We start from the raw sequence: 22,762 nt of genomic DNA, 5'->3' as shown, positions 1-22,762 counted from the left end.
CGCTCAGCCCTCGTCGTCCACGACCACCGTGGTCAGCTCAGCATAGTGCCGGGGATTGCGCGCCTTGAGCACGAAGCCGATCACGATCCCGGCGAGGAACAGGACGGGCGTCGGCGCCAGCAGGGCGAGGTTGATCGGGCCCTCGACACCCGAGACCAGGCTGAAGTTCGTCGCGATGAGGATCCATCCCACGATGAGGCCGACGGCCCCGAGCGCCGGGGCGACGAGGACGCGCCAGACGCTGTGGCCCCGGCGGTCGCGCAGGAAGAAGCCGACCACGGCGATCGCCGCGACGGCCTGTGCGAACACGAGGCCGGCGACGCCCACCGAGTAGACCGGCAGAGCGAAGCCGAGGAAGGGATCGGCTCCGGACGCGAGCGTGATCACGATCGCGGCGAGCGAGATGATGCTCATCACGAGACTCGCGTGGTGCGGTGCCTGGGTCTTGATCTGCGTGCGGGCGAGCCAGGCGGGCAGCAGTCGCTCCCGGCCGATCGAGAACAGGTAGCGCGTGCAGGCGTTGTGGAACGCGAGCAGGCAGGCGAAGAAGCTCGTCACGATCAGGATGCGCATCGTGATCGACGCCCAGAGCCCCAGGTACTGCTCTCCGGCGTTGAACACCATGTCCTGGAAGGTGTCCTCCTGGGCGAGCTTGAGCACGCCGTCCACACCGAAGGCGACCGTGAGGATCCAGAACGTGAAGGCGTAGAAGACGCCGAGGAACGCGATCGCGATGTAGGTCGCCATCGGCACCGTGCGGGTGGGCCGGATGGCCTCCTCGGTGTAGATCGCCGTGCTCTCGAAACCGAGGTAGGCGCCGAACCCGAAGACGAAGAGCGCACCGCTGCCCGCGGCGAAGAACACGTTCTGCGGAGCGAAGGCGGCGAACGAGATCGGCTCGGGGCCGCCCTGCGCGAGCACGCCGATCGCGAGGATCAGCAGGATCGCGACCTCGGCGGTGAGCAGCACGGCGAGCACCTTGGCGCCCACGTCGATCTTGCGATAGCCGAGGATGCCGACGGCGAGGAAGGCGATGAGCGCGTAGACCGTCCACGGCAGCTGGATCCCGAACAGGGCGGAGAACGTCATCTCGCCGAAGAAGCCGACGAAGCCGTAGAAGCAGATGCAGAGGGCGGCGTAGGAGAAGATCGTGACGAACACGATCCCGATCCCGACCGGCTTGCCGAGGCCCTTCGCGCCATAGATGTAGAACGCACCGGCGTTGCGGACGTAGCGCGACATCGCCGTGAACCCGACCGCGAACAGCATCAGCACGATGCCGGAGGCGAGCATGGCTCCCGGCCCGCCGATCCCCGCGAGGCGGAAGTCGGTCGGGGCGGCGCTGGCGACGACCGTGAGCGGTGCGGCCGCGGAGATCACGAAGAAGACGATCGCCCAGACGCCCAGTCGGCGGCGGGCGAGCGCGGTGCCGCCGGTGAGGGCGGCGTCGGCCGGGGCGGCGACCGCGGAATCGGCGGGGGAAGGTCGAGACATCATCGGCTCCTGGTTTCGGTCAGCCGTGGCATCGGGACAGCAACGGCGCTTGAACAGCGATTCAAGAGCGTTAAGTCGATTCTGTCAAGCAAATGGCTGCGATCTGCCGTAAGATTCTGAACACTCGTTCAAAGCAGATCGGAGACCCCATGACGTCGCACCCCACCTCGCCGCAGCCGGAGGGACGCCCGCGCGCCCGCGATCTCGGCATCGTCTTCGACGGCGAACCCGGCGCGCGGGATGCGATCACCGATGTCCCCGGCCTCGAGGTCGGATTCACGACGCTCATCGCAGGGGAGGGCGCGCATGCGGTGCGCTCCGGGGTGACCGCGATCCTGCCGCGGGGGCGTGCCGGCGTGGGCGACGCGTGCTCGGCGGCCGTGCACTCCTTCAACGGGAACGGCGAGCTCACCGGCCGGAGCTGGATCGACGAGTCCGGATCCGTCGCCCTGCCGATCGCCATCACGAACTCGCATGCCGTCGGTCCGGTGCACGCCGGCGTCGACGCGTGGCTCGCCGCGAACCGCCCCGACCTGGCCGCGCAATGGCTGCTTCCGGTCGTCGGCGAGACCTGGGACGGCTACCTCAACGACATCAACGGCGGCCACGTGCGGCCGGAGCACGCCGTCCAGGCGCTGGATGCCGCGGTGGCCGGGCCGGTCGCGGAGGGGAACGTCGGCGGAGGCACCGGCATGAACTGCTACGGATTCAAGGGCGGCACGGGCACGGCCTCCCGGATCGTGCGTCACGGCGAGGACGAGTACGTGGTCGCCGCGCTCATCCAGGCGAACTTCGGCTCCCGCGCGGAGCTGCGCCTCGACGGCGTCCCGCTCGGGCAGCAGACCGCGGCGCCGAACCCGATGGACGACACCGACTGGTTCGCGCAGGACCGGGCCGCAGGGCGGGCCGTGAGCGGGGCCGGATCCGCCATCGTCGTCATCGCGACGAACGCGCCCCTGCTGCCGGGGCAGTGCGCGGCGCTCGCCCGCCGCGGCGCGCTGGGACTCGGTCGCAGCGGAACCGCGGGCAGCCACTTCTCCGGCGACATCGTGCTGGCGCTGTCGACCGCGAACCCCGGGGCGCTCAGCTCGGTCTTCCCCTCCGACGAGCGCGCCGAGTACGAGCAGCTGCGCTTCGTGCCATGGGGGCGGATGGATCCGTTCCTCGCCGCGGCGGTGCAGGCCGTCGACGAGGCGGTGTGGAACGCGCTCGTCGCGGCGGAGGACATGGTCGGCCGCGACGGGCACGAGAGCGTCGCGCTCCCGCACGACGAGATCCGTGCGGCCGTGGCACGGCGCGCGGGGCGCTGAGACACGGGCCGGTGCGCGTCCTGCAGGATGGGGGCATGGACACCACGCCGGCCGCCTGGCTGCGAGCACGCCCTTCGCTCACCGGATCCGCCCCTGCGCTGCATCCCGACGCGGTGCCGGACGATCCGCTCGCACTGTTCCTGAACTGGATCACGGCGGCGGCGGAGGCCGGCGTCGCCGAGCCGCATGCATCGACCCTGGCGACGGTCGATGGCGACGGCGTTCCGGATGCGCGCACCCTCATCCTCAAGGACGTCGACGAGCGCGGCTGGGCCTTCGCGGGGACGCGTTCGTCCGCGAAGGGACGGCAGCTCGCAGCGAACCCCGCCGCCGCGCTGAACTTCTGGTGGCAGCCGGTACTGCGCGCCGTGCGGGTGCGCGGTCCGGTGGTCGAGGCGCCCGAGGAGGAGACCGCGGCCGATCTCGCGGCGCGTTCCGCGGCGGCGCGCGCCGGGGTCGCCGCCGGCGATTGGGTGCTCTGGCGGATCGTGCCGACCTGGATCGAGTTCTGGCAGGGGGCGGTCGACCGCAAGCACATCCGCATCGTGTACACCCGCGAAGGGGATCAATGGATCCGGTCATGGAGCGGCGGCGAGGGAACGCGCCAGGGCTCGGATGAGGAGGAGAGCGCATGAGCGACTACGAGGTCATGAGCATCGGGAGCCCCGACGAGTGGCGGGCCTTCCACGGCGGATTCGACGCGACGCGCTCGCGCGACGGCCGGCGCGTCGTGGACCACGAGCTCACCATGCAGTACATCGGCATGACCGCCAACGCCCTGGTCCCCGGCGAGGAGGCGGGCTACTGGCACACGCATGCGCGCATCGAGGAGCTCTACGTCTTCCTTGCCGGACGCGGTCAGATGGGCGTCGGCGACGACGTCGTCGAGGTCGGTCCCGGCTCGGTCGTGCGCGTCGGCCAGGGCGTGCCGCGCACCTGGCGCGCCCGTCCGGACAGCCCGGGTGAGCTGCGCTGGCTGTGCATCCGTGCCGGCGGCGAGTCGCTGCCGCACCTCCCCGACGACAGCGCGCGCCTGCCGGAGCGCCCCATGCCCTGGCCCGCCGCGGACTGAGCGCCAGGGCCTCCGGCCGATCCGCGCGGCGACGCCCGTCGACGCAGGCGGCATGACACGCTGGAGGCATGACCGACGAGATCCTGCCTCCCGCCCTCAGGGCCGAGATCAACGCCGTGCTCGACGACGCGGGCGTGCACGCCGACCGGCGCCTGGTGCTGAGGATGCTGCAGACCGCGGTGCTGCTCGGCGAGGACGGCACCGACCGGCTGGATCTGAAGATCGCCTCGGCCGCCCTCTCCGAGATGCGCAGCGCGTTCCGCCTGTTCGCCCCGTTCCACGGGGTGTCCAAGGTCACCGTCTTCGGATCCGCCCGCACCGCGCAGGACGACCCGCTGTACCGGCAGGCACGCGACGTGGCCGCAGCGCTCGCCGCGGAGGGCTGGATGGTCGTCACCGGCGCGGGCCCCGGGATCATGCAGGCCGCGGCGGAGGGCGCGGGCCCCGAGCGCTCGCTCGGAGTCTCGATCAGGCTCCCCTTCGAGGAGAAGGCCAACACGATCGTCGCCGAGCAGGAGCACGTCGTCGCGATGAAGTACTTCTTCACGCGCAAGCTCATGCTCATGAAGGAGTCGCGCGGGTTCATCTGCCTGCCCGGCGGCTTCGGCACCCTGGACGAGATGTTCGAGCTGCTCACGCTGCAGCAGACCGGCAAGGCCGAGCCCATGCCGATCGTGCTGCTGGACGAGCCGGGCGGCACGTTCTGGCGGGGTCTGGAGCGCTTCGTGCACGAGGACCTCTCGCCGACCGGGGTCATCTCACCCGGCGACTTCGACCGCGTGCAGATCACCGATTCGGTGTCCGAGGCCGCCGCTGTCATCACCGGGTTCTGGCGCAACTACGACTCGCTGCGGTGGGTGGGGGACCTGCTCGTCCTCCGTCTGCGCGCCCAGCCGACCGCCGAAGAGATCGCACAGCTGAACGAGGAGTTCGGATCGATGCTGTCCTCCGGCCGCATCGAGGCCTGCGGTCCGCAGCCCGTGGAGCTCGCCGACAAGGATCGCGTGGACCTGCCGCGGCTCTCGCTGCACCTCGACCAGCGTTCGGTCGGGAGCCTCTTCCGCCTGATCGGTGCGATCAACGGCTTCGGATCCGCCCCCGCCGCCTGACCGCCTTCCCCACTTCCGAGTCGTCCCCGTCAGCGGAGGCCATGGGCCCCGCTGACGGGGACGACTCGGAGATGGCGGGGGTGTGACGAGGGGCGTCGATCAGCGGGTGCGGGCCTGCAGGTACGCGAGGATGGCGCGCACGCGACGATTGCCGTCGGGGGAGTCCTCGATGCCGAGCTTCGTGAAGATGCCCCCGATGTGCGTCTCGACCGTGCGCTCGGAGAGGAACAGATGTGCGCCGATCGCCGCGTTCGACCAGCCCTCGGACATGAGCGCGAGCACTTCGAGCTCGCGCGGGGTGAGCGCATCGAGCGCGCGGCCGGACGGCTCGGCGCCGAGCGGCGTGATCACGGCGCGCACGTCGCCACCGCCTCGACGATCGTCCCGGTCGTCCACGGTTCTCGGGTAGTCGGAGCCCCCAGCGCGGCCTCCATGACAGCACTGTAGAACCAAAGCAGCGCGAGCGGTACCGCCCTGCTCAGGCCTCGGCGCGCCGGATCCCCTCGGCGAAGGCGGCGAGGTCGACGGGCTGCCCCAGAACGCGCTCCGCGGCGCGCGCGCCGGACGCGTAGGCGCCGCCGACCGTCGCGGGCTCCTCGCCCCAGGTGGCCTCGCCGGCGAAGTGCAGCACGCCGTCCACCGGGCCCGCCAGGGCGTCGTGGTCGTGGTGCGAGGATCCGGCCGCGACGTGCGAGTAGGAGCCGTGCGAGAACGGATCCTCGCCCCAGCGCGTGATCCAGCGGGCGACCGGATCCGGGACGGCCGTGCCGTAGAGCCTTCTCAGCGCCGCCACCGCGTCGGCCGCCGCCTCGTCGTCGGTGAGCGTCTGCACGTGCCGCCCGAAGGGCCCCGCGGCGAAGGTCAGGAGCGTGGGGCGGCCGCTGATCGCGGACACGTCGTACCAGGAGTGCCAGTGCTCGCCGGGCTCGCCGAGGGCGCGGATCGCATAGACGCCGTCCTCCCAGAAGCGTTCGGGGAACTGCAGGAACACCTTGTTGAAGACCCCCATGCCGAGCCGCGCGATCGGATCCGCGACCTCGGCGGGCAGGGGCGGCTCGAAGGCGATCGCGCCCGCCTTCAGCACTCCGAGCGGCACGGTGACGACGACCTGCGCGGCGGTGAAGTCGCCGTGGCCGGTCTCCACCCGGACGCCGTCTTCGGCGCGCGCGACCCGCCGCACCACGTGCTCGAGCCGCACGTCGAGCCCTGCGGCGATGCGCCGCGGCAGCTCGTCATAGCCCCGGGGGAACACCACCTCATCGCCGTCGATCGCGTCCTCGTCGAGCCCGTGGGCGTCGAGGTCGCCGATCCACGCGCCGCACTGCTCCTCGACGCGATGCCGGAAGAACTCGCGGATCTCGTCGATGCGCTCGGGATCCAGGGCGTCGTCGCGGCGCTCGAGCGCGTCCAGGGCGCGCTCCGTCACGTCGAGATAGGAGTCGCCGGGCGCGGACCGGGCGATCGCCTCCTCCAGGGCGCGGTCGGCCGTGTCGACGTCGGCGACCCACCGCGCGCTCTCGGCCGCGGACATCCGGTTCCCGTCGCCGTCGAAGTCGGCGATGGGCCGGCCGCCCGCCTGGAAGCTGCCGACGGTGAACTCGATCGTCGGCGCGTCCAGCGCCTGCGCGAGCTCCCACAGCCGGGAATTCTCGATCCCGTGGATCCAGGACGCGCCGAGGTCGACGGAGAAGCCGGCGTCGCGGTCCGTGTGCATGCGCCCGCCGATCCGGCTCCGCGCTTCCAGCACCACCACGCGCTGTCCGGCATCGGCGAGCAGCCGCGCCGCGGTCGCGCCGGACATGCCGGCACCGATCACGATCGTGTCGAACTCGGGCACATGTCCTCCTCGGGGCGTCCTCGCCGTCGTCGTCCCCGACATGGCGACCGGGGGGACTTCGCCGAGGCGGGTCCGGCCAGGGTATCGTTGTACGGATGTCGTGCGTGCGGGTGCGCGCCGACGAGAGCTGAACAGGGAGGCCGTCATGGATATCGATCTCGGGTTGCTGCGCACGATCGAGCGGGAGAAGGAGATTCCCTTCGACGAGCTGATCGCGATCATCGAGCAGGCCGTCCTGACCGCCTACGCCAAGCACGACTCCCAGGAGGGCGTGCTGACCGAGGGCACCCGTGTCGACCTCGACCGCAAGACCGGTCACGTGACCGTGATGGTCCCCGTGCGCGACGAAGAGGGCGCGATCATCGGCGAGGAGGACTCGACGCCCGACGACTTCGGCCGCATCGCCGCCTTCGCCGCCAAGCAGGTCATCGGCCAGCGTCTGCGCGACATCGCCGATGACGCCGTGCTCGGGGAGTTCCGCGGCAAGGAGGGCGACATCGTCGCCGGCGTGATCCAGCAGGGACCGAACCCGCGCATGATCCATGTGGATCTCGGATCCGTCGAGGCCATCCTCCCGCCCGAAGAGCAGGTCCCCGGCGAGGAGTACGCGCACGGCACGCGCATCCGCGTGTACGTGACCTCCGTGGCCAAGGGGATGAAGGGTCCGGCGATCACCGTGTCCCGCACGCACCCGGGACTCGTGCGCAAGCTGTTCGCGCTCGAGGTGCCGGAGATCGCCGCGGGCCTCGTCGAGATCGTCGCGCTGGCCCGCGAGGCCGGGCACCGCAGCAAGATCGCGGTCAAGGCGAACGACCCCGCGATCAACGCCAAGGGCGCCTGCATCGGCGAGATGGGCCGACGGGTCCGCGCGGTCACCGAGGAGCTGGCGGGGGAGAAGATCGACATCGTCGACTACCACCAGGACCTGGCGACGTTCGTCGCACATGCGCTCTCACCGGCGAAGGTCACCAGCGCGTTCGTGCTCGACTCCGGCACCAAGGCCGTGCGTGCGCTGGTCCCCGACTACCAGCTGTCGCTCGCGATCGGCAAGGAGGGGCAGAACGCCCGCCTCGCCGCCAAGCTCACCGGCGCCAAGATCGACATCCAGCCGGACTCGATCCTCGACGGCGCCTGAGCGGCCGCGTTCGCCTGCTGCGCCCGAGGTGTAAGATGGAGTCCGTACGAACGTGTGTCGGTTGCCGCGCTCGTGCATCTCGCACCGCCCTGCTCAGGGTGGCAATCCGGAACGGTGAGCTCGTCTTCGACGAGCAGGCCGTGCTGCCGGGGCGGGGTGCGTGGGTGCATCCGGCACGGGAGTGCGTGGACACCGCTCTGCGGAGACGCGCCTTCACCCGTGCGCTCCGTGTGTCCACTGCAATGGAATTCCCGGAAGCAGAGAATACGCAGACCCTCGAGAAACGGCTGAACGGCTATGGAAACAAAGTGAACGGCTCGAAATGAGACCCGTCCGCGACTAGTGGTCTGCCCTGCCAGGGCGGACCGACCCTGACAGGAGAATTGTGGCTGGTAAACCACGCGTGCACGAGATCGCCGCTGAACTCGGCGTCGACAGCAAGTTCGCACTCGCGAAGCTCAAGGAGCTCGGCGAGTTCGTGAAGTCCCCCTCATCCACGATCGAGCCCCCGGTCGCGCGCAAGCTGCGTGCTGCCATCGAGGCCGACAAGCCGACCGGCGCCGCGTCCTCGGGCGCCCCGGCGGCGAAGCCCGGCGGCGCCACGCCCGCCGCGGCGTCCTCCGGCGCGCCCAAGCCCGGCCCCAAGGCGCCGACCCCCGGCCCCAAGCCGGGACCGGCCAAGCCCGCTGAGCCCGCTCCGGCTCCGGTCGCGGAGCAGCCCGCCGCCCCGGCGGCCCCGGCGGCTCCCGCCGCTCCGGCGGCCCCCGCCGCGGAGAAGTCCTCCGCGCCCAAGCCCGGCGGCTCCGGCGCCCCGCGCCCCGGCGCACCGCGTCCGGGCAACAACCCGTTCTCCTCGCAGCAGGGCATGGGCTCGCGGCCGGCGGGTCCGCGTCCGGGCAACAATCCGTTCGCCTCGCAGCAGGGCATGGGCCAGCGCCCCACGCCGGGCAACATCCCGCGTCCGCAGGCTCCGCGCCCGGGCTCCCCGCGCATCGGCGCACCCCGTCCGGGTCCGGGCGGTCGTGCCGGCGGTCCCGGTCGTCCCGGCGGTGGCGGTCGTCCCGGCGCTCCGTTCCAGCAGCGCACGGGCGGCCCCGGTCGTCCCGGCGGCGCCGGTGCCGGTGCGGGCGGTGGCTTCCAGCGCCCCGGTGGCGCTCCGGCCGGCGGTTTCGCCGGTCGTCCCGGCGGTGGCGGCGGCCGCGGTCGCGGCCCCGGCGGTGGTACCGCGGGCGCCTTCGGCAAGGGCGGCGGCAAGAGCAAGCAGCGCAAGTCGCGGCGGGCGAAGCGGCAGGAGTTCGAGATGCGGTCGGCGCCGGTCGTCGGCGGCGTCAACGTCTCCAAGGGCAACGGCGAGATCATCCGCCTGCGCCGCGGCGCATCGATCGCGGACTTCGCGGACAAGCTCGAGGCTCTGCGCGGCTACACCGTGCAGCCCGGCACGCTCGTGACGATCCTGTTCAACCTCGGCGAGATGGCCACGGCCACCGAGTCGCTGGACGAGGCGACGTTCGAGGTTCTCGGCGCCGAGCTCGGCTACACGATCCAGATGGTCTCGCCCGAGGACGAGGACAAAGAGCTCCTCGAGGGCTTCGGTCTCGACCTCGAGGCCGAGCTGGAGGCGGAGAGCGAGGACGACCTCGAGATCCGTCCCCCGGTGGTCACCGTCATGGGCCACGTCGACCACGGTAAGACCCGACTGCTCGACGCGATCCGCCAGACCAACGTCATCGAGGGCGAGGCCGGCGGCATCACCCAGCACATCGGTGCGTACCAGGTGTGGACCGAGCACGACGGCATCGAGCGCGCGATCACGTTCATCGACACCCCGGGTCACGAGGCGTTCACCGCCATGCGTGCCCGTGGTGCGCAGGTGACCGACATCGCGATCCTCGTCGTCGCGGCCGACGACGGCATCATGCCGCAGACGGTCGAGGCGCTGAACCACGCCCAGGCGGCCGGCGTGCCGATCGTGGTCGCGGTCAACAAGGTCGACAAGCCCGAGGCCAACCCCGCCAAGGTGCGCCAGCAGCTCACCGAGTACGGCCTGGTCGCAGAGGAGTACGGCGGAGACGTCATGTTCGTCGACGTGTCCGCGCGTGCGAACACCGGCATCCAGGAGCTCCTGGACGCGGTTCTGCTCACCGCGGACGCGGGTCTGGACCTCACCGCGAACCCGAACAAGGCCGCGCGAGGCATCGCCATCGAGGCGAAGCTCGACAAGGGCCGCGGTTCGGTCGCGACCGTGCTGATCCAGTCCGGAACGCTCCGGGTCGGCGACGCGATCGTCGCGGGCACCGCGTACGGACGCGTTCGCGCCATGATCGACGAGAACGGCGATGCGGTCGAGGCCGCGGCTCCGTCCCGCCCGGTCCAGGTGCAGGGTCTGAACTCGGTCCCGCGCGCCGGCGACGTCTTCATCGTCACCGAGGAAGACCGCATGGCCCGCCAGATCGCGGAGAAGCGCGAAGCCGTCGAGCGCAACGCCCAGCTGGCCAAGGCCCGCAAGCGCATCTCGCTCGAGGACTTCACCCGCGCCCTCGAAGAGGGCAAGGTCGAGACGCTCAACCTCATCATCAAGGGCGACGTGTCCGGTGCCGTCGAGGCGCTGGAGGAGTCGCTGCTCAAGATCGAGGTCGACGACTCGGTGCAGCTGCGCATCATCCACCGCGGCGTCGGCGCCGTCACCGAGTCGGATGTGAACCTGGCGACGATCGACAACGCGATCATCGTGGGCTTCAACGTCCGCCCCGACCCGAAGGCCCGCGAGGCCGCGTCCCGCGAGGGCGTGGACGTGCGGTTCTACTCGGTCATCTACAACGCGATCGACGAGATCGAGAACTCCCTCAAGGGCATGCTCAAGCCGGAGTTCGAAGAGGTCCAGTCGGGTGTCGCCGAGATCCGCGAGGTGTTCCGCTCCTCGAAGTTCGGCAACATCGCCGGTGTCATCGTGCGGTCGGGAACGATCACGCGCAACGCCAAGGCACGCGTCATTCGCGACGGCATCGTCATCGCCGATGGCCTGGCCATCGAGTCGCTGCGCCGGTTCAAGGACGACGTCACCGAGGTCCGCACGGACTTCGAGGCGGGTATCGGCCTGGGCAAGTACAACGACATCCAGGTCGGCGACGAGATCGAGACCACCGAGATGGTGGAGAAGCCGCGCGCGTAAGCACGTGGCAGCGCAGGATGGCATCCTGTGTCGGCCTTTCGGGGGCCCGGCCCGCTTCGCGGGCGCCCCGACGGTCGCCACAGGATGCCATCCTGCTCCACGCTCGCGTTCTGCGCGGGCGAAAGAGTGAGAGGGTAAGGACATGGCCGGAGAACGACAGGCACGACTCGCGGATCGGATCCGCGTCATCCTCGCCGAGCGGCTGGAGAAGGGGCTGCGCGACCCGCGCCTCGGCTTCGTGACGATCACCGACGTGCGCGTCACAGGCGATCTGCAGCACGCGTCCGCGTTCTACACCGTGCTCGGCACGGAGGAGGAGCGCGTGGCCTCCGGTGCGGCGCTCACCGCGGCGACCGGGCTGCTGCGCAAGGAGGTCGGACGTCAGCTCGGCGTGCGCCTCGTGCCGACGCTGGAGTTCATCCCGGACGCTCTGCCCGAGAACGCCGATCACATCAGTGATCTGCTCCGCCAGGCGCGCGAGCGCGATGAGCAGGTCGCCGGCATCGCCGCCTCCGCCTCCTTCGCCGGTGAGGCGGACCCGTACGTGAAGCCGCGCGAGGACGACGAAGAGTAGATCCGATCGCGCCGCATCGCGGCGCCGTGAGACTCGCGGGAAGAGCCCGGGAACCCCGTGTTCCCGGGCTCTTCCTCGTCTCGTGCCGCGTCGACGGTATTTCTTCTACCGGGTTCAAGAACCTTTGCGGGCGCCGAAGGCCCTTGCTAGCATCCGAGCGCGTGCGCGACGAGGCGCACGGTCGAGCACAGCGGGGGGCTGCGCCATGGGGGACGCGAAGAGTGCGCGCATGCGGGATCTGCGCGCGGGACGCAGGGCGCCGACGAGGCAGGGGCACGAGGACGCGTCCCCGACGCTGCCGGACGACGTCCACGACATCGCCCCGCACGTGCGTGCGGCGATCGACCGTGCCTGCGGAGGCGATGCGGTCGCATCCGCGGCGGTGCGCGCCGCCCTGCCCCCGGAAGCACGGCGCGGGTGGCGGGCGCCGCCCGATCCGCTTCCGGCGATCCCCGCAGCGGGCGGGCCTGAACGGCGTGCTCTGCCGCGGGACGCGGATCCGGAGCAGGTGCTCGCGCTCGCGCTGTGCGGGGCCGGGCCGGTGCAGGTCCTGTGCGCGATCGCGGGGTGCGGGCCAGACCGGATCCCGGGGTCGCCGCTGACGGGTCTGGTGCGACTTCACGGCGGACGCTTCAGGTTCGCCGATGCGGCACTGCGCGTGCGGGTGCTCGCCGCGGCGAGCACGCAGGAGCGGCTGCGCGCCCACCGGCTGCTCGCTGAGCTCCTCCAGGGTGCCGGCCGGGGCGATGCCGCGCTCTGGCACCGTGCCCGCGGAGCGGTGGCGGGGGATCCAACCCTGGTCGGGCCGCTCCTCGCGCTCGCTCGCATCGCGCTGCGGGAGGGAGACGCCGAGCGGGCGTGGTCCCGTGCGACGGAGGCGGCGGAACACGCGCCGTCCGGCACGGCGACCCACGCCGGAGCTTTGCTGCTCAGCGGGCGCGCGGCCCTGGCGGCGGGGTGGATCGCGGATGCGGCGGAGCGCTTCGAGCAGGTGCTGCGCATCGATCGGGGGCACCGCGCGGAGGCGGCGCAGGCGCTCGTGCTGACGCATGCCCTGCGACACGGCACGGCTCCCGCGCCGGATCCGCGGGTGTCCGTCGAGGCGATCGGCCGCGGGACCGCATTCGCCGTACGGCTGAGCGCACCCTTCGGCGCGGCCCTCGGCGGCCGCCGGCCGGATCGGCGACGGCTCGACGCGGGTGCGGCGGGCGTCCGCGGCGCGATCGATGAGGGCGGCGCGGTCGGTCGCGTGACAGACGCCCTCCGCGCCGGCATCGACGGCGACCCGGACGCGGGGATCCGCGCCCTCGCCGATGCGGATCCGGATCCGACCGCGGATGCGGCGCCCCCGCTCGGCCTGCACGCGCGCGCCCCGCTGCTGCGTGCACGACGCGCGGTCGCCGAGGCGCTGCTGCACGTCTGGGCGGGCCGGATCGGCATCGCACACCGGATCCTGAGCGCCGCTGCCGTGGACCTCCCGGTCGCGCTCCCGTTCGGCGGCGTCGCCGCGCCGCTGTGCCGCCGGCTCGAACTCGCGGTCGACGGCCGGATCGGACCGCTCTCGCATGAGCTCACCGCAGCCGTGCCCTGCATGCAGGACTCCGACGGCTTCGTGGACCGCGCGATCGCCGCCTACCTGCGCGGGCGGACCGACGAGGCCGCCGTGCACATGGCGCTCTGGTCGGATCGCGGCAGGCCGCCCGAGCGGTTCGGCCTTCCCGGCCTGGACGAGATCGGCCCGCTGGGGGCTTCCGCGGCGCTGGAGAGGCCAGAGGCCGCGCTCGCCCGGATGCTGCGCGAGCGCATCCGCTCCGCACGGGAGTCGTCCTGGCGCACGGTCCTCGAGGCCGTGGCGGCGGAAAGCAGGGGAATACGCTCGGCGTTCGAACGGGGCAGGGTCGAGGCGCTGCTGGGGTCTGCCGCGGCGTCGCGCGGCGATCGAGGCCGCGGGGTGCGGCACCTGCGCGCGGCGCTCAGCCTGTTCGAGGAGTCCGGAGCCCTGGCGTGGCGCGGCATGGTCTGCCGGCGTCTTCGGGCGCTGGGGGAGCGCCGCCGGGCCTCCGCCGCCGGCGTCGGCGCGCCGGAGGAGCAGGCGGCGACATCCTCGCTGGACGTGTGCCGCGCGATGTGGGAGCCCATCCTCACCGCGCGCGAGCTGGACGTCGCTCTCCTCATGGCCGAGGGGCGCACGAACAAGGAGATCGCCCTCGCCCTGCACGTGTCCGTGCGGACCGTGGAGGTGCACGGCGGGCGCGTCTTCGCCAAGGTCGATGTGCGGACCAGGCACGAGCTGACCGTGCTCGCGCACCGCACCGACCAGCACCTCTGAGTCCCGGGGGTCCGCGGCGTGATGCGCGGGCCACGCCGGCCCGGGTCAGCGGGGGAGGAGGAGCTCGCCGTCCGCCGCCTCGAGGAGCCCGTCGGCGATGAGCGAGTCGATCGCGCGGTCGCGCTGGGTCGCATCCGGCCAGTCGGCGAGGACGGCCTCGGCGGGCAGGCGGTGCCCCTCGGCGTGACGCAGAGCGCGGAGCACGCCTCCGCGCGCCTGCCGGTCCGACCCCTCGTACTTCGCCTGCCGTCGCCGCCGATCCTCCCCGTCAGGGAAGCCCGCGGCGCGCCAGGCGCACAGATCCGCGAGAGGGCAGCGCGCGCAGTCCGCGCTGCGGGCGGTGCACACGGTCGCGCCGAGCTCCATGGCCGCCGCGTTCACGACGGCCGCGGCGGCGGGTTCCTCCGGAAGCAGGGCGAGCATGTCGTCCAGGTCGCGCCGAGAGGGCGGATCCGGCTGGGCGCGTCCGTGCACGGCGCGCGCGATGACGCGGCGCGTGTTCGTGTCGACCACGGGGTGGCGGTCGCCGAATGCGAACACCGCGACGGCGCGCGCCGTGTAGTCGCCGATGCCGGGGAGGGCCAGCAGCGCGGGCACCTCGCGCGGTGTGGCGCCTGCGTGCTCATCGCGGATCGAGGTCGCGGCCCGGTGCAGCCACAGCGCCCGGCGCGGGTAGCCGAGGTTCGCCCACTGCTGCAGCACCTCGGCGGGGGTCGCTGCCGCGAGCGAGAGCGGATCCGGCCAGCGTGCGAGCCAGGCCTCCAGGTGCGGGATCACCCTGTTCACGGGCGTCTGCTGCAGCATGAACTCGCTGACCAGCACGCCCCAGGCGCCGTACCGGGCGAGGTATTCCGCGCGCCGCCAGGGCAGATCCCGCGCGTGCTCCCGGTACCAGGCGATCAGCGCGGACGCGGTCGGCGAGGAGGCGGGGGAGTCGGGCACGGGAGTCCACGCTACCGCGCGAGGGGGCTCGTGCGACCGGTGCGGGCCCGTCGGATCCCGGACCCGGGGGCCTCTAGGCTGGGAGGATGGCAACCAGCGGGATCCTGCTCGTCGACAAACCGGGCGGGATGACGAGTCACGACGTCGTCGCCCGCACCCGCCGCGTGTTCGGCACGCGCAAGGTCGGGCACGCCGGCACCCTCGACCCGATGGCCACGGGCCTGCTCGTGGTCGGCATCGAGGCGGCGACGCGCCTGCTGACCTTCGTGGTCGGGGCCGACAAGACCTACCTCGCCACGATCCGCCTGGGTCAGAGCACCGGCACGGACGACGCCGACGGGGAGATCGTGGCCTCGGCGGATCCGGCGCACGTCGCCGCGATCACCGCGGACGAGATCGCCACCGGTATCGCCGCGCTCACCGGCGCCATCTCCCAGGTGCCCAGTGCCGTCTCCGCCATCAAGGTCGACGGACGCCGGGCCTATGACCGGGTGCGCGCGGGGGAGGACGTCGTCCTCGCGGCCCGTGACGTGGTCGTGTCCCGCTTCGACGTGCTCGACGACCGCCCGGGCGACGGAGGGGTGCGCGATCTCGACGTGGTCGTGGACTGCTCGTCCGGAACCTACATCCGCGCCCTCGCCCGCGACCTCGGAGCAGCGCTCGGCGTCGGCGCGCACCTCACGGCGCTGCGCCGCACGCGCGTCGGGCCCTTCGACGTCGCCGATGCGTCCGCGCTCGATGACCTCGCCCAGGCGCAGCCGCTGACCGCCGCCGACGCTGCGGCCGGCATCCTCCCCGTCCTCGAGGTCAGCGTGCAGGAGGCCGTCGACCTGCGTCACGGCAAGCGCCTGGCCGGCCAGCGTGCGCGGCTGGAGGGGCCGCGCGCCGCGGCGATCGATCCGGACGGCGTCCTGATCGGGATCGTCGAGCGCCGCGGCGAGGATCTGAAGAGCGCGATGAACATGCCGGAGGGGGCGTCATGATCCTCTGGTTCACGATCCTCCAGCTCGCGGTCGCCGTCGCCGCCGGCCTGCTGTGCCTGATCATGGGCTTCGCGGGCAAGCGGCCGAACGACTGGACCGTCGGATCCCTCGCCCTGATCGAACTGCTGCTCATCGTGCAGGTCGTCATCGCGATCGTCTCTCCTTTCGCGGGAAATCCCGCGCTGGGCGATCCGCTCGAGTACGGCGTGTATCTGGTCTCGGCGGTGCTGCTGCCGATCGGCGGAGCCATCTGGGCGCTGCTCGAGCGCTCACGCTGGAGCACCGTGATCATGGGCGTGGTGGCGCTCGCGCTGGCCGTGATGATCTGGCGCATGCAGGTCATCTGGATCACCCCGATCGGCGGCTGAGCAGAGCCGCACCCGCGGACCACCGGTCCTCGTGTTCCGTAGAATGGACTCCGCCATGAGCACCGCGCGACCCTCGACTCCGTCCGAATCCGCCCCCCAGCTGGAGGGCTCCTCCGTCGCACCGGCCCGACCCCGCATGCGCGGCGTCGGGCGCGTGCTCGTGATCGTGTATGCGGTCATGGCGCTGGGCGCGACCGGCCGATCCTTCGTGCAGATCGCGCGGGCCTTCGACGAGGCGCCGCTCGCGTACTCGCTGTCCGCGGCCGCCGCGGTCGTCTACATCGTCGCGACGCTCGCGCTGATCGGATCCGGGCGTCCGGGCTGGTACCGGGTCGCGTGGGTCGCCATCGTGTTCGAGATGGTCGGCGTCCTGGTCGTGGGCACGCTGAGCCTGACCCACCCTGCCCTGTTCCAGCACCAGACCGTGTGGTCGCAGTACGGGCTCGGCTACGTGCTGATCCCGCTGTTCCTGCCGATGGTCGGGCTGTGGTGGCTCGTCACGCACCGCCCGTCCCGCGCGGCGGTCGCGGACGGCGCCGCCTCGTCGGACGGATCCGCCGCATGATCGTCTTCCGCGACCCCTCCGAGATCCCCGCGGACTTCGGGCGCACGGTCGCCGCGATCGGCAAGTTCGACGGCGTGCACTCCGGCCATCGCGCGGTGTTCCGTCGTGCCCAGCAGGACGCGGCGCGCATCGGCGCGAAGACCGTGGCCGTGACCTTCGACCGCAATCCGCTGAGCGTGCTGCGCCCCGACCGGTGCCCGGACGATCTCGTGTCGGTCGAGCGCAAGATCGAGCTGCTCTCCGCGTGCGGACTGGACGCGGTCCTCGTGCTGACCTTCGACGAGCAGCTGGCGTCGCGCACGGCCGAGGACTTCGCGCAGGCGATCCTCGTCGATGCTCTGCACGTCGCCACGATCCTCGTCGGACGCGACTTCCGATTCGGGAGCGGCGGCAAGGGGACGCCGGCGCTGCTGGCCGAGCTGGGCGCACGGAGCGACTTCACGGTCGACGTGATCGAGGACGTGTTCCTGGAAGGCACGGACCGGCGGGTCTCCTCGTCCTGGGTGCGCGAGCTGCTCTCGGCGGGCGACGTGGCGCTCGCGGGCGCCGTGCTGGGACGCCCGGTCTCGGTGCGCGGCGAGGTCGTGCACGGCCTCAAGCGAGGGCGCGAGCTCGGCTTCCCCACCGCCAACCTTCCTGCCCTGCTCGACGAGATGGTGCCGGCGGACGGCGTCTACGCGGGCCGGCTGGCGGATCACACGACCGGACTGGTGCATCCCGCGGCGATCTCCGTCGGGACGAACCCCACGTTCGACGACGTGCTGCAGCGCCAGGTCGAGGCGCACGCGATCGACAGCCCGGGTCTGGACCTCTACGGTCACGACGTGACGGTCGAGTTCACCCACCGGCTGCGCGGCATGACGGCGTTCGAGAGCATGGACGCGCTCGTCGCGGGCATCGCCTCCGACGTCGCCCAGGCGCGGATCCTGCTGGGCGTGCCGGAGCCGGATCCGGCGAACTCGCCCGCCGAGTGAGCGCATCGGGGCTCGCGTGGCGTAAACTGACCCCGAACCCGTTGTGATCGACGTGCGCGATGCACGCCTGCGGGGTTCTCGTCCGCTCGGTCTGCGATGCCTCTCGGCAGCCGCCCGTCCGCGGACACGCATCGTCGGGACGGAGCTTCGTCCGGGCGGTCATTTTCGGACAGTCGCCGTCCTCTCGGAGACGGCATCCACGCTCAGGAGGAGCATGCCGACCACGGCGACCGCCACCCGGCGGAAGAAGACGTCGCGTCGAGACGAGGACGCGCCGCTGATCCCGATCCTCGCGCGCAAGGTGCGCGAGATCGAGGCCAAGGCCCAGCACGGGAAACTCGGCCCGACCAACCGCGTCAAGTTCCAGGTGATCGCGTTCCTGGTGCGCGAGGAGCGCGCGAGAGCCAAGGGGGACGTCGAACTCGGCGACTCCGCGCGGGCGGAGCAGCTCAAGCGCCTGGACGGCGTGGCGACGATCCTCGCCAAGACCGCTGCGCGCGACACGTCGCTGATCCAGCTGCTCGAGGCGGACCAGGCGACGAGCCCCGTCGCGAAGCGGATGCGCCGCGACTGGCTTTTGGAGTCGGGCGCGGAACTCGCTCCCGAAGAGCTCGTGATCGCCGACGTCGTCCGCGTGCAGCAGGCGCCGGTCGTTCCCGCTGCTCTCGCCGAGCGCCAGGTCACGCCGCCCTCGGTGGAGTCGCGGATGCTCGCGAACCCCTTCCTCGCGCCGGACCTCACGCCCCGCCCCGCCGCGACCCCGCGGCGCCGGCTGGACGGCTGGGAGCTCATGGGCCCGCTGTACAAGGCGTTCGAGTCGGGTGCCGGTGGCACGGCGGCCTCGATGGAGCTGCCTCCGCTGCCCGAGTACGACCACCTCTCGCCCAAGGGCCTCGAGGTCATGGTGCACCAGTCGCGCTTCCTCGAGTCGGTCAGGGCGGGGCATCGCTCGTTCCTGCTCGCCGACGAGCCCGGCCTCGGCAAGACCGCGCAGTCGGTGCTCGCCGCGTCGATCGCCCACGCCTACCCGCTGCTCGTCGTCGTCCCCAACGTCGTGAAGATGAACTGGGCGCGCGAGGTGGAGCGGTGGACCCCGCAGCGCCGCGCCGCGGTGATCCAGGGCGACGGTCAGGACGTCGACGCCTTCGCGGACGTCTTCATCGTCAACTACGAGATCCTGGACAGGCACCTGTCCTGGCTCGGCGAGATCGGCCTGCGCGGCATGGTCGTGGACGAGGCGCACTTCATCAAGAACCTGTCCTCGCAGCGCTCGCAGAACGTGCTCGCGCTCGCGTCCCGGATCAGGGAGCAGGCAGCGGGCTCGCACCCGCTGCTCATGGCCCTCACCGGAACGCCGCTGATCAACGACGTCGAGGACTTCGACGCGATCTGGCGCTTCCTCGGCTGGACCAACGGCGAGCGGCCCTCCGCGGAGCTCGCGGACAAGCTCGACGCGACGGGCCTGACGCCCGCGGACAAGGCGTTCTACGGCGAGGCCAGGGACGCGGTCATCTCGATGGGCATCGTGCGTCGCAAGAAGAAGGACGTGGCCGCCGACCTCCCCGACAAGCTCATCGCGGATCTGCCGGTGCAGCTCGACGACGAGTTCGGCCGCGGGATCCGGCAGGCCGAGGCCGAGCTGGGCGCGCGGATGGCGGCGAAGTACCGCCGGATCATCGAGGCCCGCGGAGACAGGGGTCTGGCCCACGGCGAGATCGACGAGGACATCGTCCGGCTCGTCGCGCACGGCGAGCTCGAGGAGTCGAAGGCGGCGGGCACCGGGGGAGACAACGTCTTCACCATGGTGCGCAAGATCGGTCAGGCCAAGGCGCTGCTCGCGGCGGACTACGCGGCTCAGCTGCAGCGCTCGGTCGGCAAGGTCGTGTTCTTCGCCAAGCACGTCGACGTGATGGATCAGGCCGAGGCGCACTTCGCCGCGGCGGGGATCCGCTCGGTGTCGCTCCGCGGCGACCAGACCGCGGTCGCGCGGCAGCAGGCGGTCGACGCCTTCAACGGCGACCCCGAGGTCGGGATCGCCGTGTGCTCGCTCACCGCGGCCGGCGTCGGCGTCAACCTGCAGACCGCCTCGAACGTGGTGCTCGCCGAACTCAGCTGGACCGCGGCCGAGCAGACCCAGGCGATCGACCGTGTGCACCGCATCGGTCAGGACGAGCCGGTCACGGCCTGGCGGATCATCGCCGCGCACACGCTCGACACGAAGATCGCCGAGCTCATCGATCAGAAGCAGGGACTCGCAGCGCGAGCGCTCGACGGCGAGGCCGTGGAGGAGGGCGCGAGCGAGTCGGTGCAGCTGGCGGCGCTCATGCACCTGCTGCGCGAGGCGCTCGGCGGCGACTGACCGCGTCTCGTCACAGGCTTGTCAAGAACGGCGCTTCTTCTTCCGCTTTCGGGGGTCGAAGCGCCGTTCTTCGTCAAGAAGGTGTGAACTCCGAAATGAGGCGTGTAAGAACTTCGCTTTTCGGCGTCGTGGAATGGCGCCCGGACGTGGATCGGCACTAGGGTCGAACGAGGCAACGGCGCCGCGCTTCCATCCCCCTTCCCTCCCGAGGACGACCCATGAAGATCGGCATCCTGACCAGCGGTGGCGACTGCCCCGGCCTGAACGCGGTCATCCGCGGCATCGTGCTCAAGGGCACCACCACGTACGAGCTCGAGTTCGTCGGCATCCGCGACGGCTGGCGCGGGGTCGTCGACGGCGACTTCTTCCCGCTCACCCGGCACGAGGTCAAGGGCCTGAGCAAGGTCGGCGGCACGATCCTCGGCACGAGCCGCACCAACCCGTACGAGGGGCCGCGGGGCGGCGCGGAGAACGTCGCGAAGACCCTCGCCAAGCACGGCATCGACGGCATCATCGCGATCGGCGGCGAGGGCACCCTCGCCGCGGCGGACCGCCTCTCGAACGACGGCATCCGCGTCCTGGGCGTGCCGAAGACGATCGACAACGACCTGCGGGCCACCGACTACTCGTTCGGCTTCGACACCGCGGTCAACATCGCGACCGACGCGATGGACCGCCTGCGCACCACCGGCGACTCGCACCAGCGCTGCATGATCGCCGAGGTCATGGGCCGGCACGTCGGCTGGATCGCCCTGCACGCCGGCATGGCCGCGGGCGCGCACGTGATCTGCATCCCCGAGGTCCCGATGTCCATCGAGGAGATCTGCGACCTCGTGACCCGCGCGAGCGACCGCGGCCGTGCGCCGCTCGTCGTGGTCTCGGAGGGGTTCAAGCTCAAGGGCATGGATCAGGCCTTCAGCGACAAGGGCCTCGACGCCTTCAACCGTCCGCGTCTCGGCGGCATCAGCGAGATCCTCGCGCCCGAGATCGAGAAGCGCACCGGCATCGAGACCCGCTCCACCGTGCTCGGTCACATCCAGCGCGGCGGCTCGCCCTCGGCGTTCGACCGCGTGCTCGCGACCCGTCTCGGCCTGCACACGGCCGACGCCGTCGTGGACGGCGCCTGGGGCCAGATGGTGGCCCTGCGCGGCACCGACATCGTGCGCGTCCCCTTCGCCGAGGCCCTCGGCGAGCTGAACACCGTCCCGCTGCAGCGCTACGAGGAGGCCGCAGCCCTGTTCGGGTGAGCGGTGCCGGCCCGGCTTGGCTTGGGGCTTGGCTTGGCTGGAGGCTTGGCTGGGCTTGGGTTCGGAACCATGTCCCAGTTCTGGCTGCACCGCGTCCCAGTTTCTGGTCGCACGGGGTCCCGGTTTGGAACCATGTCCCCATTTGGTCGCGCCGTGTCCCAGTCTTGACAGCATCGTGTCCCGGATCTGGTGCCGAAATCGGGGGATCTGGAGCCAGAACTGGGACACGGTCGGCCCAAGCGAGGCGGGCCGGGACGCGACCGACTGCGGCGAGGCGGTGAGGGGCGGGGCGCGGGGCCAGCCGGTCAGCCGGGCAGTCCGGGGCGCCAGCCGGCGTCCTGCAGCGCGGACCTCACCCGCTCCACGGCGACGGGACGGGGGCCGCCCAGGTGGTGCGACAGCACCCGGACCAGGGTCCAGGATGCGCGCCTGATCGCTTCCCAGCGGTCGGCGTCGCGCGCGAACTGCTTCGGATCCTCGGCGTGCTGGCGACCGTCGTACTCCGGGGCGACCCGCCAGCGCGGGTAGGCGAGGTCCAGCCTCGCGATGAACGTGCCGTGCGGACCGCGCAGTTCCCACCCTGCGATCGGCTCGGGGAGTCCTGCCCGCACGATCGCGAGTCGGAGCCTCGTCTCGCGCGGCGACTCGACGCCGATGCGCGAGTCCGCCAGTGCTCGTCGCAGGATTCCGCCGCGGACGTCGCCCATGCCGCGGATCTCATCGCCGAGATCCCCGACCTCTGCGAGTCGCCGCGCCGGCAGCAGCAGATGATCGGCGGCGGCGATGAGGTCGTCGAGTCGCCAGAGCAGTCCGCACTGTCGCCAGGCGCGCACGGGATGCTCGACCGGCAGGCCGTCCGGAGTCACGATCGTCGCGGGCTCCCGGCGCTGCAGCCGATGTCCGACGATGCCGCGTACCCGGGGCTCGCGCGCGGGACGGTGCGTGCTGACGTGGATCCGCAGCCGGTGCGGGTACTCGGGAAGTGCGACACCGAGCAGCGCGAGCGCGGTCTCGTGCGAGAAGAACTGGTCGTCGTGCAGGCGCGGAAGGTAGTCCCGGCACCGGTCGCGGTACTCGCATTCGGACCCGAGGTCGCGGAGCCGGCGCGTACCGGGGAAAGGCGCCTCGAGATCGGATCCGCGCAGGCGACCGCGCGCGACGCCGAGCGCTCTGGCCTCGGCGACGCTGAACCGCGGACCGAGAGACTCCGGCAGAGGATGGCGCATCCACCCAGCGTGGACGGCAGCAGCCCCGCGCAGCGGGCGCGAGACGGGATCGGTGCGGTACCCCTGGCC

At 71.8% G+C, this 22,762-nt stretch carries 20 protein-coding genes; 15 read left to right on the top strand and 5 right to left on the bottom strand.

Going from position 1 to position 22,762, the window contains the following annotated elements:
• Nucleotides 1-3 precede the first annotated feature (3 nt).
• On the bottom strand, nt 4-1,494 hold the full coding sequence (locus ACIPY5_RS04185) for an APC family permease (protein WP_400967049.1): 1,491 nt from the start codon (nt 1,492-1,494) through the stop codon (nt 4-6).
• 149 nt (nt 1,495-1,643) lie between these two features.
• On the opposite strand from ACIPY5_RS04185, the gene ACIPY5_RS04180 reads away from it, so the two are divergent.
• From ACIPY5_RS04180 to ACIPY5_RS04165, 4 genes are all read left to right on the top strand, one after another.
• The gene (locus ACIPY5_RS04180; RefSeq protein WP_400967046.1) at nt 1,644-2,804 is read left to right on the top strand and encodes a P1 family peptidase; all 1,161 of its coding nucleotides are present in this window, start codon (nt 1,644-1,646) and stop codon (nt 2,802-2,804) included.
• 35 nt (nt 2,805-2,839) lie between these two features.
• Nucleotides 2,840-3,439 (top strand): pyridoxamine 5'-phosphate oxidase family protein, encoded by a 600-nt coding sequence (locus ACIPY5_RS04175; protein WP_400967043.1) that lies wholly within the window; start codon nt 2,840-2,842, stop codon nt 3,437-3,439.
• Nucleotides 3,436-3,876, top strand: a complete 441-nt coding sequence (locus ACIPY5_RS04170; protein WP_400967040.1) for a cupin domain-containing protein — start codon at nt 3,436-3,438, stop codon at nt 3,874-3,876. The genes ACIPY5_RS04175 and ACIPY5_RS04170 overlap by 4 nt, the downstream gene beginning before the upstream one ends.
• Before the next feature lie 68 nt (nt 3,877-3,944).
• Nucleotides 3,945-4,985, top strand: a complete 1,041-nt coding sequence (locus ACIPY5_RS04165) for a TIGR00730 family Rossman fold protein (protein ID WP_400967037.1) — start codon at nt 3,945-3,947, stop codon at nt 4,983-4,985.
• A 99-nt stretch (nt 4,986-5,084) separates the two neighbouring features.
• Here ACIPY5_RS04165 and ACIPY5_RS04160 read toward each other — a convergent pair whose 3' ends face one another.
• Together ACIPY5_RS04160 and ACIPY5_RS04155 are read right to left on the bottom strand one after the other, a co-directional pair.
• Nucleotides 5,085-5,381, bottom strand: a complete 297-nt coding sequence (locus ACIPY5_RS04160) for a helix-turn-helix transcriptional regulator (protein WP_400967034.1) — start codon at nt 5,379-5,381, stop codon at nt 5,085-5,087.
• A gap of 82 nt (nt 5,382-5,463) precedes the next feature.
• Entirely contained in the window at nt 5,464-6,822 is a 1,359-nt protein-coding gene (locus ACIPY5_RS04155) for a flavin monoamine oxidase family protein (protein WP_400967031.1), read from the bottom strand.
• A 145-nt stretch (nt 6,823-6,967) separates the two neighbouring features.
• On the opposite strand from ACIPY5_RS04155, the gene nusA reads away from it, so the two are divergent.
• The 5 genes from nusA (at nt 6,968) to ACIPY5_RS04130 (ending at nt 14,029) form a co-directional block, all read left to right on the top strand.
• A complete protein-coding gene (gene nusA / locus ACIPY5_RS04150; RefSeq protein ID WP_309338092.1) occupies nt 6,968-7,957 on the top strand; it encodes a transcription termination factor NusA in 990 nt (329 codons plus the stop codon).
• A gap of 35 nt (nt 7,958-7,992) precedes the next feature.
• On the top strand, nt 7,993-8,283 hold the full coding sequence (locus ACIPY5_RS04145) for a YlxR family protein (protein ID WP_309338094.1): 291 nt from the start codon (nt 7,993-7,995) through the stop codon (nt 8,281-8,283).
• 59 nt (nt 8,284-8,342) lie between these two features.
• Entirely contained in the window at nt 8,343-11,126 is a 2,784-nt protein-coding gene (gene infB, locus ACIPY5_RS04140; RefSeq protein WP_400967027.1) for a translation initiation factor IF-2, read from the top strand.
• Between the two features lie 142 nt (nt 11,127-11,268).
• Nucleotides 11,269-11,700 (top strand): 30S ribosome-binding factor RbfA, encoded by a 432-nt coding sequence (gene rbfA, locus ACIPY5_RS04135; RefSeq protein WP_309338100.1) that lies wholly within the window; start codon nt 11,269-11,271, stop codon nt 11,698-11,700.
• A 229-nt stretch (nt 11,701-11,929) separates the two neighbouring features.
• Complete coding sequence (locus ACIPY5_RS04130; RefSeq protein WP_400967024.1) at nt 11,930-14,029, top strand: LuxR C-terminal-related transcriptional regulator; 2,100 nt, start codon at nt 11,930-11,932, stop codon at nt 14,027-14,029.
• A gap of 45 nt (nt 14,030-14,074) precedes the next feature.
• Here ACIPY5_RS04130 and ACIPY5_RS04125 read toward each other — a convergent pair whose 3' ends face one another.
• Complete coding sequence (locus ACIPY5_RS04125; RefSeq protein WP_400967021.1) at nt 14,075-14,971, bottom strand: A/G-specific adenine glycosylase; 897 nt, start codon at nt 14,969-14,971, stop codon at nt 14,075-14,077.
• An 86-nt stretch (nt 14,972-15,057) separates the two neighbouring features.
• Between ACIPY5_RS04125 and truB the strand changes: the two genes are divergently transcribed.
• The 6 genes from truB (at nt 15,058) to ACIPY5_RS04095 (ending at nt 21,467) form a co-directional block, all read left to right on the top strand.
• Nucleotides 15,058-15,954, top strand: a complete 897-nt coding sequence (truB, locus tag ACIPY5_RS04120) for a tRNA pseudouridine(55) synthase TruB (RefSeq protein WP_400967018.1) — start codon at nt 15,058-15,060, stop codon at nt 15,952-15,954.
• Nucleotides 15,951-16,322: a hypothetical protein gene (locus ACIPY5_RS04115; protein ID WP_400967015.1), complete on the top strand. Its 372-nt coding sequence runs from the start codon at nt 15,951-15,953 to the stop codon at nt 16,320-16,322. The genes truB and ACIPY5_RS04115 overlap by 4 nt, the downstream gene beginning before the upstream one ends.
• Before the next feature lie 136 nt (nt 16,323-16,458).
• Nucleotides 16,459-16,887, top strand: a complete 429-nt coding sequence (locus tag ACIPY5_RS04110; RefSeq protein ID WP_309338119.1) for a hypothetical protein — start codon at nt 16,459-16,461, stop codon at nt 16,885-16,887.
• A complete protein-coding gene (locus ACIPY5_RS04105) occupies nt 16,884-17,861 on the top strand; it encodes a bifunctional riboflavin kinase/FAD synthetase (protein WP_400967012.1) in 978 nt (325 codons plus the stop codon). The genes ACIPY5_RS04110 and ACIPY5_RS04105 overlap by 4 nt, the downstream gene beginning before the upstream one ends.
• Before the next feature lie 214 nt (nt 17,862-18,075).
• Nucleotides 18,076-20,220, top strand: a complete 2,145-nt coding sequence (locus ACIPY5_RS04100; RefSeq protein ID WP_400967009.1) for a DEAD/DEAH box helicase — start codon at nt 18,076-18,078, stop codon at nt 20,218-20,220.
• Nucleotides 20,221-20,438: 218 nt separating this feature from the next.
• Nucleotides 20,439-21,467: an ATP-dependent 6-phosphofructokinase gene (locus tag ACIPY5_RS04095; protein WP_309340670.1), complete on the top strand. Its 1,029-nt coding sequence runs from the start codon at nt 20,439-20,441 to the stop codon at nt 21,465-21,467.
• 305 nt (nt 21,468-21,772) lie between these two features.
• Here the strand turns inward: ACIPY5_RS04095 and ACIPY5_RS04090 are convergent, their stop codons facing one another.
• Nucleotides 21,773-22,693 carry a hypothetical protein gene (locus tag ACIPY5_RS04090; RefSeq protein WP_400967005.1) on the bottom strand — a complete coding sequence of 307 codons (921 nt, stop codon included), beginning with the start codon at nt 22,691-22,693 and terminating at the stop codon, nt 21,773-21,775.
• Nucleotides 22,694-22,762: the final 69 nt, after the last annotated feature.

Source organism: Microbacterium sp. NPDC089698 (assembly GCF_044749045.1).
Lineage (GTDB): Bacteria > Actinomycetota > Actinomycetes > Actinomycetales > Microbacteriaceae > Microbacterium.
This window is presented reverse-complemented; position numbering and strand designations above follow the sequence as displayed.